The organism is Acidovorax sp., from assembly GCF_046339755.1.
Taxonomy (GTDB): domain Bacteria; phylum Pseudomonadota; class Gammaproteobacteria; order Burkholderiales; family Burkholderiaceae_C; genus Acidovorax.
The window spans coordinates 1-11,623 of the sequence record NZ_JBKDTZ010000343.1; the positions used below are offsets into that span (position 1 = coordinate 1).

The 11,623-nt window shown below is 69.2% G+C and carries 15 protein-coding genes and 2 pseudogenes; 11 read left to right on the plus strand and 6 right to left on the minus strand.

Annotated elements, in window-relative coordinates:
• Both ACK59X_RS29895 and ACK59X_RS29900 read left to right on the plus strand, forming a co-directional pair.
• On the plus strand, positions 1-442 hold a 442-nt coding region (locus ACK59X_RS29895; RefSeq protein ID WP_409962334.1), incomplete at its 5' end, for a tripartite tricarboxylate transporter substrate-binding protein.
• A 5-nt stretch (positions 443-447) separates the two neighbouring features.
• The gene (locus ACK59X_RS29900; protein ID WP_409962336.1) at positions 448-1,431 is read left to right on the plus strand and encodes a succinylglutamate desuccinylase/aspartoacylase family protein; all 984 of its coding nucleotides are present in this window, start codon (positions 448-450) and stop codon (positions 1,429-1,431) included.
• A 6-nt stretch (positions 1,432-1,437) separates the two neighbouring features.
• Here the strand turns inward: ACK59X_RS29900 and ACK59X_RS29905 are convergent, their stop codons facing one another.
• The 3 genes and pseudogenes from ACK59X_RS29905 to ACK59X_RS29915 all read right to left on the minus strand — a co-directional run.
• On the minus strand, positions 1,438-1,740 hold the full coding sequence (locus ACK59X_RS29905; RefSeq protein ID WP_409962338.1) for a PepSY domain-containing protein: 303 nt from the start codon (positions 1,738-1,740) through the stop codon (positions 1,438-1,440).
• Between the two features lie 49 nt (positions 1,741-1,789).
• Positions 1,790-2,281: pseudogene (locus ACK59X_RS29910) on the minus strand (PepSY domain-containing protein); the annotation flags it as partial.
• Positions 2,230-2,835: pseudogene (locus ACK59X_RS29915) on the minus strand (TonB-dependent receptor domain-containing protein); the annotation flags it as partial. The pseudogenes ACK59X_RS29915 and ACK59X_RS29910, both read right to left, overlap by 52 nt.
• A 260-nt stretch (positions 2,836-3,095) precedes the next feature.
• Here ACK59X_RS29915 and ACK59X_RS29920 point away from each other — a divergent pair.
• The 7 genes from ACK59X_RS29920 (at position 3,096) to ACK59X_RS29950 (ending at position 7,900) form a co-directional block, all read left to right on the plus strand.
• On the plus strand, positions 3,096-3,848 hold the full coding sequence (locus tag ACK59X_RS29920; RefSeq protein ID WP_409962340.1) for a tyrosine-protein phosphatase: 753 nt from the start codon (positions 3,096-3,098) through the stop codon (positions 3,846-3,848).
• A gap of 282 nt (positions 3,849-4,130) precedes the next feature.
• The gene (locus ACK59X_RS29925) at positions 4,131-4,703 is read left to right on the plus strand and encodes a hypothetical protein (RefSeq protein ID WP_409962342.1); all 573 of its coding nucleotides are present in this window, start codon (positions 4,131-4,133) and stop codon (positions 4,701-4,703) included.
• A gap of 28 nt (positions 4,704-4,731) precedes the next feature.
• Entirely contained in the window at positions 4,732-5,367 is a 636-nt protein-coding gene (locus ACK59X_RS29930) for a class I SAM-dependent methyltransferase (RefSeq protein ID WP_409962344.1), read from the plus strand.
• A 5-nt stretch (positions 5,368-5,372) separates the two neighbouring features.
• Positions 5,373-6,113 (plus strand): tRNA-uridine aminocarboxypropyltransferase, encoded by a 741-nt coding sequence (locus ACK59X_RS29935; protein ID WP_409962346.1) that lies wholly within the window; start codon positions 5,373-5,375, stop codon positions 6,111-6,113.
• Between the two features lie 27 nt (positions 6,114-6,140).
• Entirely contained in the window at positions 6,141-7,019 is an 879-nt protein-coding gene (locus tag ACK59X_RS29940) for a PA4780 family RIO1-like protein kinase (protein WP_409962348.1), read from the plus strand.
• Between the two features lie 55 nt (positions 7,020-7,074).
• Complete coding sequence (locus ACK59X_RS29945) at positions 7,075-7,581, plus strand: GNAT family N-acetyltransferase (protein ID WP_409962350.1); 507 nt, start codon at positions 7,075-7,077, stop codon at positions 7,579-7,581.
• A gap of 67 nt (positions 7,582-7,648) precedes the next feature.
• Complete coding sequence (locus ACK59X_RS29950; protein WP_409962352.1) at positions 7,649-7,900, plus strand: hypothetical protein; 252 nt, start codon at positions 7,649-7,651, stop codon at positions 7,898-7,900.
• Positions 7,901-7,907: 7 nt separating this feature from the next.
• Here ACK59X_RS29950 and ACK59X_RS29955 read toward each other — a convergent pair whose 3' ends face one another.
• Positions 7,908-8,825: a DMT family transporter gene (locus tag ACK59X_RS29955; RefSeq protein ID WP_409962354.1), complete on the minus strand. Its 918-nt coding sequence runs from the start codon at positions 8,823-8,825 to the stop codon at positions 7,908-7,910.
• Positions 8,826-8,892: 67 nt separating this feature from the next.
• A complete protein-coding gene (locus tag ACK59X_RS29960; RefSeq protein ID WP_409962356.1) occupies positions 8,893-9,720 on the minus strand; it encodes a helix-turn-helix domain-containing protein in 828 nt (275 codons plus the stop codon).
• Positions 9,721-9,824: 104 nt separating this feature from the next.
• Between ACK59X_RS29960 and ACK59X_RS29965 the strand changes: the two genes are divergently transcribed.
• Complete coding sequence (locus tag ACK59X_RS29965) at positions 9,825-10,397, plus strand: DUF1439 domain-containing protein (RefSeq protein ID WP_409962358.1); 573 nt, start codon at positions 9,825-9,827, stop codon at positions 10,395-10,397.
• 4 nt (positions 10,398-10,401) lie between these two features.
• Here the strand turns inward: ACK59X_RS29965 and ACK59X_RS29970 are convergent, their stop codons facing one another.
• A complete protein-coding gene (locus tag ACK59X_RS29970) occupies positions 10,402-11,325 on the minus strand; it encodes a LysR family transcriptional regulator (protein WP_409962360.1) in 924 nt (307 codons plus the stop codon).
• 125 nt (positions 11,326-11,450) lie between these two features.
• Between ACK59X_RS29970 and ACK59X_RS29975 the strand changes: the two genes are divergently transcribed.
• Positions 11,451-11,623, plus strand: a 173-nt coding sequence (locus ACK59X_RS29975) for an SDR family NAD(P)-dependent oxidoreductase (protein ID WP_409962362.1), incomplete at its 3' end; no start/stop codon positions are given.

Genomic DNA, 11,623 nt, shown 5'->3' on the forward strand with positions numbered 1-11,623 from the left:
GCTGTTCATGACGCATATCCCCTACCGCGGCGTGGCGCCGCTGACCAACGACCTGCTGGGCAACAACCTCGAGTTCGGCGTGTTCGTGCTCTCCAGCGGCCTGCCGCACATCAGGAGCGGCAAGGTGGTTGCGCTGGGCACCACCGAGGCCAGGCGCTCGTCGACCACGCCGGACATCCCGGCCCTGGCCGAGTCGCCGCAGTTCAAGAACGTGGACATCAACGTCTGGTTCGCCCTGCTGGGCCCGGCCAACCTGCCCAAGCCTGTGTTCGAGAAGATCAAGAAGGCACTCAACGACACCCTGCTATCGCCCGACTTCCGCAAGAAGATGGAGGCCAGCGGCTCCACCGTGGCAGCGACCACCGTGAACATCGACCAGTACCTGGCCGCCGAAGTGGCCAAGTACAAGAAGATCGTCGAGTTCGCCAAGATCGAGGAATGATGGGCATGACTCCAGTGACCTCCCCCGCCCTGGTGTTTGAACTGCCCGCGCCCGACATCAGCGCCTGGCGCGTCGGCAACACCGGCACCGAAGGTGTCTGGCACTTCGATTCGGGCGTGCCCGGCCGCCATGTGATGGTCAGTGCTTTGGTGCACGGCAACGAGCTGTGCGGCGCCTGGGCCCTCAAGGGTTTGCTCGAAGCCGGGCTGCGGCCTGCACGTGGAAAACTCACGCTGGCGTTCTGCAACCTCACGGCCTTCGACCGCTTCGACCCGCAGAGCCACGATGCCTCGCGCTTCACCGACGAGGACCTCAACCGCCAGTGGCTCGACGAGCGCATGGACGCGGGCGACACCCTGGAGCGCCGCCGAGCGGCGGCCCTGCGGCCCTTCGTGGCCCAGGCCGACTGGCTGCTGGACATCCATTCCATGCACGAGCCCTCGGCCCCGCTGCTGCTCACCGGCGTGCAGCCGCGCAACCTGCAGCTGGCGTGTGCCATGCGCTCGCCCGAGCACATCGTGGTCGATGCCGGCCACAAGGACGGCGTGCGCATGCGCGACTATGGGCGCTTCGGCCTTCCCGACGCGGAGGGCGGCGACACCCGCTCACTGCTGATCGAATGCGGCTTCCATGGCGATCCGGCCAGCCGCGCCGTGGCGCAGGACCAGTGCGTGCGCTTCCTGGAGCAATCGGGCGTGCTCGGTGCCGATGCGCTGGAGCAGCAGCTGCCCGGTTGGTGCCTGCCCGATGCACCACGCCAGTGGGCGCTGGAGGTCACCGGCCCCGTGGTGGCCACGAGCAGCGCCTTCCGCTTCGTGGAGCCCTACACCGGTCTGGAGGTGATCGAGAAAGCCGGGACCGCAATCGGCGACAACGACGGCGTGCCGGTCACCACGCCCTACGACGACTGTGTGCTCGTCATGCCCTCGGTGCGCCAGGCGCGCGCGGGTGTGACGGTGGTGCGCTACGCCACGCGCCGCCCCTTGTAGGCGGGGTCAGCGTGGGCGTCGACGCATCCACCAGAGCCAGACCCCGGTGATGCCCATGGCGGCGAGTGCGAGGCCGCCCAGGGCTACTACGGCTTCCAGCAACACGCCACCGAGCACGCCGGTGTGCAGGGGGTAGATCACCGCCGTGGCGCGCGCCCCGGGGTCCAGTTCGTTCCAGCGGTGTGCGGCCAGTACCTCGCCCGTGGCGGGGTGCAGCCACACCGAACTCAGTCCATTCGGGTGCGGGTCGTCCGCGAGCCGCATGCGCACGCGCAGCGGCCGGTCGGCTTGCGCGGGCCACCTGCACATAGCCGATGGGCGCACCCGGAAACTGCGCCTGCGCCCGCGCCACCAGGGTGTCGAGCGGCAATGCAGCGGCCGATGCGGAGCCTTTGGGCAAGCCGGGTGCCGTGCTCGGCGCGGCCCCGCTGAGGGTGGTGGCAAAGGCGCCCGGCGGCCGCCAGGCCATCCAGGCCCCACTGGCGACCGACACCGCAATCACCAGCCCCAGGGTCGCGCCGCCCACCCGGTGCAGATCGAAGAATGCGCGCAGCAGTCCCTTGTCCAGCACGATGCGCCAGGACGGCGGCCACCAAAGGATGAGCCCGGTGATGAGCAGCAACAGGTAGGCCAGCGCCACCCAGGCCAGGATGGCCTTGCCTGTGTCCTGCCACCACAGCGAGCTGTGCAGCTTGAACAGGGTGTTGACGAAGCCCTCGGTCTCACCCCGGCGGCCCTGCTCCGAGCCGGTGGCCGGGTCGCCAGGCGGGCGTCGGCGGGTTCGGCAACGGTGTTGGCCGCGTCGGCGTAGTGCGCGCTCTGGTGCATGCTGGCCAGGTTGAAGGCCCAGTCGCCCAGCTGGTAGCGTGCGCCCAGCGTGTCGGTGTTGCGCGAGTAGAAGGACAGGTCCAGCCCGGCCGTGGTGCCCGACTTCTGGATCGCCTTGGTGTAGCTGTAGTTGGCGTACAGGTTCAGGCCGGCGAGGGCGCTGGCCTTGTCAAAGCTGTAGACGATGGCTGCCTCGATGCCTTCGTGGCTGGTGGCGCCGATGTTCTGGAAGACGGCGGGCGTGGAGCCGGGCACCTGCAGGATCTGGTTGGCGAAGCGGATCGTGAAGGCCGTGAGTTCGGCGCGGATCTGCGGGGTTTGCCAGCGCGCATCCACTTCGGCCGTTTTTGCCAGCTCGGGCTTGAGCGGGTTGGTGGCCGTCTGCGAATTGAGCTGCAGGTTCTGCACCGGGCCGAACGAGTTGCCGTAGTTGGCGAACAGCGTGAGCGCCAGGTTCACCAGGTAGGCCACGTTGAGCGAGGGCAGCGCATTGTTGTTGGTGGTGTCGAAGCGCTGCGTGGTGGCACGGTCTTCGCGGTTCGATTCGATATGCTCGAAGCGCACGCCCGGCGTCACGCGCCAGGCTCAAAATGCGTGCGCTGTACAGGCTGGCGGCCTCCGCTGCGCGGCTGGATCGGCAGGGGCTTGCACAGGGACTGTTGCGCGCACGCATCATGCCGCCGCGCTCCACACCTTTATCGGGACGGCTGCGGCTGTTGCTTCGCCCCGTCCGCAACGGGGTCGCCGCGCGGGTGACAGGTGGCGGACACAGGGCTCGGCTAAGCTCGGCCCTCCTTTGAGCCATTCGGTCCCTTTCTCGGGGACTGCCGTCTTCCATGCCACAAGATCCCACCCGTTCCCTGCCCATGGCCGGCGCCACCAATTTCCGCGACCTGGGCGGCTACATCGGGCAGGACGGGCGGACCGTGAAGTGGCGCCGCATCTTCCGCTCGGACCACCTGGCCGGGCTGACGCCAGCCGACCAGGCGCTGTTGGCCGAATTGGGCGTCACCCGGGCCATCGACTTTCGCGGCCAAGCCGAGGGCGCGGCATACGCCTATGCCATCCCCGGCGTGGCCTACCACCCCCTGGTCATCGAGCCCACGGTGGTGCAGCGCGCGCTGGAGCTGCAGGCCACCGGCCGTGCGCTCACCGCGCAGGACGCGGTGGGCCTGATGCAGGACACCTACCGCGGCTTCGTGCACGAGAACGCACCGCGCTTTGCCGAGCTCTTCCGCCTGCTGCTGGCCAGCGATGCGCCCACCGTGTTCCACTGCACTGCCGGCAAGGACCGCACCGGCTTTGCTGCCGCGCTCATCCTGTTGGCGCTGGGCGTGCCGCGCGAGACCGTCATGCAGGACTACCTGCTCACCAACAACCTCTACCGCCGCCCCGCCGGCATGGGCAGCCATGCGCCCGAGGAGGTGCTGGCCGTGCTCTGGCGCGTGCAGGAAGAGTTCCTCGATGCCGCCCTGCACATGGTGGACCAGGACTACGGCGGCGTGCAGACCTACTTGGTGGAGGTGCTCGGGGTGGACGCGGCCGCGCAGCGGCAGCTCGTGGCGCAGTACCTGCAGCCTGCGGCGTGAAGTGAAACACCCCCTGAGTCGCTTCGCGCCTTCCCCCTCTCTCGACTCGCTGCGCGAGCCGGGAGGGGGACGCCCCCAGTGCGGCGGGGCGGCCCTTGCACGGGGGTACTGGCTTGGCCCGCGCCAGTTTCATGCGTGGCGGGTGGCGCGTAGCGCAGTGAATAACTGATACCTGATACGCTGAGCCGTTTACACGCAGATACTTGGCTGCCCTGCTGCGGCATGCGGGTGGTGGCATAGTCCACGCCTTCCTCCTGCCGACTGTTTTTGAGTGAGTCCTGAATGAATTTTCGCAAGCAATGCCTGCGTGCCGGCCTGGTGCTGGCACTGTCTCTGGGCGCCTTGTCTCCCGTGGCCATGGCGGCCCAGACCGATGCCGAGCGCCAAGCCGTGATCCTGTCCATGTTCAAGGACGGCGCAACGCTGACGGAGGACGTGCACCGCGAGTTCTGGTCCGGCCTCAAGGACCCCGAGGCCGCGGTCAGCCGCAGTTCCACGGAACGGGTGGCCTTTGCACTCCAGAACACCATCGAGCTCGAACGGGCCACGCTGGCCAGCTACAAGGCCAGCATCCAGCAGCGCAAGCCGGTGGTGGACAAGAGCTACGAGCAGGCCCTGATGACCCGGGTGGAGATGATGCGCATGCGCAAGCTGTCCACCGACCCCGTGCTGGCCAAGGACAAGGCGTTCCGCGAATCGCTGGTGCCCGTGTCCAAGGGCCAGAGCTTCGAGATAGGCGGCAACAAGGTCTCGATGACCAGCGCCATCATCGACAAGGAACTGCTCCGGCTCGACGCCTCCCGCGCGCGCCTGGAACGGCTGCTCAACCCGGTCTGGACGCCGCTGGGCAATTGATCCCCCACCTGGGCCGCTACAACAAGGAATGGCAGTGACCTCTGCACACCGTGCCGGCCAGAGCGCCAGCGCCGACGGCTTCGACGCGGCCTACTACCAGCGTTTCTATTTCGACAAGAAGACCAGCGTGGTCGACCCGGGGCACACCGAGCGGCTGGGCGCCTTCGTCTGCAGCTACCTGCAGTACCTGCGCGTGCCGGTGCGGCGCGTGCTGGACGTGGGCTGCGGCATCGGGCTGTGGCGCGACATCATTGCCCGGCACTTCCCCAAGGCCTCGTTCCACGGCGTCGAGTTCAGCGAGTACCTGTGCGGCCGCTTCGGCTGGGAGCGGGGCTCGGTGGTCGACTACCAAGCGCGCACGCCCTACGACTTGGTGATCTGCCAGGGGGTGTTGCCCTACCTCAACGAGGCCGATGTGCAACAGGCCATGCGCAACCTCGCCGGGCTCAGCCGCGGCGCCCTGTACGTGGAGGCCGTCGCACGCGAGGACTGGGAGCAGGACATCGTGGACGAGACGCTGACCGACCCGCGCATGTTCCGCCACCCCGCGCAGCTGTACCGGCGCACGCTGGGCGAAGGCTTCACCGAACTGGGTGGCGGCCTGTGGCTGAGCCCGAAGACCGAACTGCCCTTGTTTGCCCTCGAACACATGGGCGGCCAGTGACTGCCATGGAAATGCCCGTGCCGGCGCTGCCCCACGCCGTGTCGCGCTTGCGTGCCGCGCGACTGGCACGCAGTGCCAAGCCTTTTCTGGCCCGCGGGGGCCCGCGTGGCGCGCGCTGCCCGGGCTGCCGGCTGGTGCCCAGCCACTGCCTGTGTGCGCTGCGTCCGCTGCTCACCCCGCAGGCCGGCGTGTGCCTGCTGATGGCCGATATCGAGCCGCTCAAGCCCAGCAACACCGGCTGGCTGATCGCCGACGTGGTGACCGACACCTGGGCCTTCGGCTGGGCGCGTACCGAGGTCGACCCGGCTTTGCTCACGCTGCTCGCCGATCCACAGTGGCAGCCCTACGTGGTGTTCCCTGGTGAATTCGTGGCGCCCGAGCGCGTGGTGACGGCGGTGGAGCCGGTGCAAGGCGGCAGGCGCCCATTGTTCATCCTGCTCGACGCCACCTGGCCCGAGGCACGCAAGATGTTCCGCAAGAGCCCGTACATCGATGCGTTCCCGGTGCTCAGCCTCGCGCCCGAGCAGCTGTCGCGCTACCGGCTGCGCCGCTCCACGCGCGAGGACCATTTCTGCACCTCCGAAGTGGCGGCGCTGTGCCTGGAGCTTGCGGGCGAAGGCCATGCGGCGCAGACGCTCGAGGCCTACCTCGACGTATTTACCAACCACTACCTGCAGTCCAAGCACCAGTTGCCCGTGGACCATGGCGATGAGGTGCACGGCAGGCTCCAGGCATTGCGCGCCTGAGGCGCATCGAAGGCGCACAATGCGCCCATGAAAGCTCCACCCCGCCTGCAGTCCCTGATCGAGGAAGGCCTGATCGACACCGTGGTCCGGCAGCTCATGAGCGGCAAGGAGGCCATGGTCTTCGTGGTGCGCAGCGGCGACGACACGCGCTGCGCCAAGATCTACAAGGAAGCCACCCACCGCAGCTTCCGCCAGGCCGTGGACTACACCGAGAACCGCAAGGTCAAGAACTCGCGCTCGGCCCGCGCCATGGCCAAGGGCAGCAAGTTCGGCCGCCAGGAGCAGGAGGCCGCCTGGCAGAGCGCCGAGGTGGACGCGCTGTACCGCCTGGCGGCAGCCGGGGTGCGCGTGCCCCAGCCCTACAATTTTCACGAAGGCGTGCTGCTCATGGAGCTGGTGACCGACGCCCATGGCGATGCGGCGCCACGCCTGAACGACGTGTCCTTCACGCCGGAACAGGCCCGCAGCCACCACGCCACGCTGATCGCCGAGGTCGTGCGCATGCTCTGCGCGGGCGTGGTGCATGGCGACCTCTCGGAGTTCAACATCCTGCTGGCGCACCTGCCCGGGGCCGAGGGAGAAGAAGGCGTGGACGGCCCGGTCATCATCGATCTGCCGCAGGCCGTGGATGCCGCCGGCAACAACCATGCACCGCGCATGCTGATGCGCGACGTGGCCAACCTGCGCGACTTCTTCGGCCGGTTCGCCCCCGAGCTGCGCGCCACCCAGTACGGCCCCGAGATCTGGAGCCTGTACCAGCGCGGGCTGCTGACCAACGAGACGCCGCTCACCGGCATCTACGCGCCAGAGCACGCCGATGTGGACATGCAGGGCGTGCTGCGCGAGATCGAGGACGCCCGCGCCGAAGAGGCCGCACGCCGCCTGCGCATGGCCACCGCGGCATAGGTGCAGCGGCCTCGGGCACAATCGGCGCCCCCTCGCCATTGCCCGCCCCGCCGCCATGACCCCCGTGATCCGCAACTTCCGCCCGGGCGACGCGCCCGCATTGCGTGCGCTGTTCCACGCCGCCGTGCACGGCCTGACCGGCGCGCAGTACAACCTGGCGCAGCGCGATGCCTGGGCGCCGCTGGCGCACGACGCTGCACTGTGGAGCGCCCGCCTCGAGGCCAACCAGCCCTTTGTCGCTGAAGTGCTGGCAGGGACGGTGGTGCACATCGCCGGCTTCTCGGACCTGCAGGCCAGCGGCTACATCGACCATTTCTTCGTCGCGCCCGCCCATGCCGGGCAGGGCGTGGCCCGGGCGCTGATGGCGCACATCCATGCCCAGGCCGCGCTGCGCGGCACCGCGCGCCTGTGGGCCGATGTGAGCCTCACGGCCGAGCCTTTCTTCGCGAGAAGCGGCTTTGTGGTCGAAGCCCGCCAGCAGGTGGAGCGCCACGGCGTGGTTCTCGCCAATGCCCGCATGGCCAAGGTGCTTCTGCCTGGCGGCGCAGGGGTGGGACAATAGCGGGGTGGCCCTGCACAGGCGCCCCGTCGACACGACCCCACCATCCCAGAACGGCAAGGCCTTTCCCATGACCAAACAACACGAACGGCAGACCGAGCTCAAACCCATGGAGCTGTGCGAGTCCTGCAAGGGCATCCAGCGCAACTGGCGCCGCGCCCCCGGCCATGCCGAGCTGGTGCAGCGCAGCAACCGCAAGGAAGACCGCGACCACGGCCAGGTCACCTTCACCCGCTACCAGTGCGACCGCTGCGGCACCGCCTGGGAGTACGAGAACGACAAGACCAACCTGCACGCGGGCTGGTCGGTGGTGGGGCGCTGAGGCGCGCTCATTCGCCCGTACCCTGTCTGCCGGGCCGTGCGGCCAGCAGCACCGCGGCGACCACGCAGGCCAGGCCCAGCCATTGCCAGGCAAGGATGGATTCACCCAGGAACACCGACGACAGCAACAGGGCCGACACCGGCAGCCATACCGTGGCCAGCGATGCGCGCACGCCACTGGTGCACGCGCTGCCGGCATACCACAGCAGAAATCCGCCCACCGTCGGCACCCAGGCGTAGTACAGCAAGGCAGCCAGCGCCGGTGCCGAGAATGCCGAAGGTGGTGCAACCTGCGCCACCCACCACGCCGGCAGGGCCGAGAGCAAAAGCCCCCCACCCGACATCAGCGTGGACAGTGCGAGCGCCGGCAGGGGCTGCGACAGCCGCTTGCTGGCGAGGATGAACACCGCCTCGCAGGCCACGGCCGCCAGCACCAGGGCAATGCCCGCCAGGCGCGTGCTGTTGCCCGCGCCGTGTGCCGTGCCTTCACCCGGAGCGGCGGCCCCGGCCATCACCCCGGCCGTGGCCCGCGCGATGGCTGCCACCAGGCGCCAGCCGGGCCGCTCGCCCAGCAGCAGGGCCGAGAACAGGGCCGCGGCCGCGGGCAGCGTGCCCGCGACGATGCCCGCGTCCGAAGCGCTGGCAAGCTTCACCCCCAGGATCAGCAGCACGGAATAGCCCACGCTGCCGGCGGCCGCCTGCACGGTGAGCAGCAGTGCATCGCGCCGGCCCAGGCGTGGCAGTCGCTGGCCGTGCCAGCGCATCAACACCAGGAACACCGGCAGGGCCAGGGCATGGCGCAGCACGGTGGCGGCAAAGGGTTCGATGTCCTGTGCGATCAGCTTGCTGACCACCACCGTGCTGCCCACCAGCACCATGGCCAGGCTGCACAGCAGCGGGCCCCTCCATGCATCCGCAACGCCCATCGCCTGCCCCTTCGCCCTGGTTGGAAAGCAGGCAGTGTGGGTGGGCGCAGGCGAGCGGTCTTGAACGTTATTGCGGCGGCGGCTGGCGTTTGCGTCCCGCCGTCGCCTTCTGCCAGGCCCCGGGCGTGAAACCGAACTGGCGCATGAAGATGCGCGTCATGTGGCTCTGGTCGGCAAAGCCGCAATCGGCCGCCGCATCGGCCAGGCTGGCGCCACGCTGCACCCGGTTGCGGGCCTGCTCGGCGCGCTGCTGCAGCAGCCAGGCATGGGGCGGCAGGCCGTAGGCCTGGGTGAAGCGGCGCAGCAGCTGGTATTTGCCCAGGCCGGCCATGGCCGCGAGCTGGGTGAGCGTGGGTGGTGCCTGCAGCATGTCGGCCAGCCGGTCGCACACCTGGCGCATGGCGGCCGGTGCGCCGGCGGCGCTGGCCTGCCGTGGTATCGCATTGGCATGCCGGGACAGCAGCAGGGCACCCGTGTGCGCCAGCGCCTCTTCGCAGGCCAGGGTGGCCAGGCTGGAGAAAGCCTGGGGTCCCTCGTTCCATTGCGCCAGGCGCTGCAGCAACAGGTCCAGGGCCGTGCGCAGCTCCAGATCGTGCTGGATCACCGGGCGGGCCAGGGCCAGCCCCTGGGGCGAAGCGATGGCCAGGTCGTCGGCCATGGCCTGCACCACCGGGGGTTCCAGGTAGACCATGCGCCAGCGGCGAGACAGGCTGCCCAGCGGCTGGCCATCGTGCACTTCGCCGGGGTTGGTGGTGATCAGGTCGCCCGCAAAGGCATCCACCGGGCCGCGCCCGCTGGCCGAGCTCTGCGCGCCATCGTCGAGAAGCCCCAGGCCATAGACGGCATGCCAATGCCTGCCATAGTGGCGGGAACTCTCGATGTGTGTACCGTACACACCTTCCCTGGGTGAGCCGAAGACCTGGCATCGGTGGGCGGGTGCTGGGGGTCTCATGCGGACATTATTGCCACCGGCTACCCGCCCTGCCAAGGAGCCACTGAATGCATCGCCGAACCTTTCTTGCTGCTGGAGCGCGCCCACTGGCGCTTGGCAGCCTTGCGCTGCTGGGGCTGCGGGCCGCGCAGGCCCAGCCCGGCTACACCGTGTCGGCCGAGCAGTTGCAGGAAGCCGTGGCGCAGCGTTTTCCGCTGCGCTACCCCATGGCCGGGCTGGTGGATGTGGACGTGCAGACCCCGCGCCTGTCCTTGTTGCCCGATCGCAACCGGCTGGGCGCCGCCTTTCCGCTGAGCGCCGCCGGCCCCGCGCTGCGCCGCAACCACAGCGGTACGCTGGAGGTGGAGTTCGCCCTGCGCTACGAAGCCAGCGACCGCAGCCTGCGTGCCCATCAGTTGCGCCTGGTGCGGCTCGATTTTCCCAGCCTCAAGCCCGAGGTGGTGGCGCTGCTCAACGGTTATGGGCCGGGTCTCGCTGAGCAGTCGCTGCGCGAGGTGGTGCTGCACCGGCTGCGCCCGCAGGACCTCACCATGCTCGACGGCATGGGCCTGCAGCCAGGCGCGATCACCGTGACACCCAGGGGCCTGTCCATCGCCTTCGCGAGCAAGCCGGTGCCTTGACCGCTCAATCCCCCCGCACCCGCTGCGCAAACCCGCGCTGGCCGAACTGCTCGATGATGAAGTCCACGAACACCCGCGTGCGCGCGGGCAACAGCTTCTTGTCGGGGTAGTAGAGCGATGTCGGTCCGGCATCGGACCACCAGCCCGGCAGCACGCGCACCAGGTCGCCGCTGGCCAGCCAGGGCTGGGCAAAGGGCATGGGCAGCAGGGCCACGCCCAGGCCCATCAACGCGGCCTGGCACATGGCCTCGGGGTCGTCGAAGACGATGCGCGGGCGCAGCTCGGCTGCCGCCGCATCGCCCGCCTTGTTGCGCAGCGTGACCACGTGGATGCGGCCGGTCTGGATGGACCGGCGCGCAATGCCGTCCCACTGCGCCAGGTCGGCGGGGTGGCGCGGCAGTTTGCGGCCCTGCAGCAGCGCGCGCGATGCCACGGCCACGATGTGGATGGTGCCCAGGGGCCGCGCCACCATGCCGGGGTTGAGGTTGAGCCCGCCGCCGATGCCCGCGTCGAAGCCTTCGCCGATCAGGTCCACCTGCCGGTTCTCGAAGCGCCAGTCGGGCTGGATGGCCGGGTAGCGCGTGAGGAACTCGCCCAGCAGCGGCACCAGGTAGGCGCGCCCGAAAGCCTGGCCCATGCTGACCCTGAGCGTGCCCGCGGGCTGGCGGTCGGCCTCGGCCGCATGCTCCACGGCATCGGCCAGCGTGGCCAGCGGCGTGCTGATCTGCAGCAGCAGGCGCTGGCCGCCCTCGGTCAGCACCAGTCGCCGCGTGCTGCGCTGGAACAGGCGCACGGAGAGATTCGCCTCCAGCCGCGCCACGTTCTTGCTCACGGCCGCCGGCGTGAGGCCCATGCGCCGCGCTGCGGCCGAGAAGCTGCCGGATTCGGCGGACTGAACGAAGGATTCGAGGTGGCTCAAGGGCTGCATCCCTCTATTTTCAACCAAGGGTTGAAACAGGAACAGCCGATTCATGGCTACCGACAACGCAATGGTTCTCCGACACTGCAGATGTTGCCAGTGCATTCACTGGTCCATTTCCCCGGAGATCCACCATGTCTGTTAGCTCTGCTTCTTCCTCTTCCACCCGCGTCCTGGCCGGCAAGGCCGCCTTCGTCACCGGGGGCTCGCGCGGCATCGGCGCCGCCATCGTGCGGCGCCTGGCGCACGATGGCGCTGCCGTGGCCTTCACCTACACCAGCAACGAGGCGCCCGCCCAGGCCCTGGC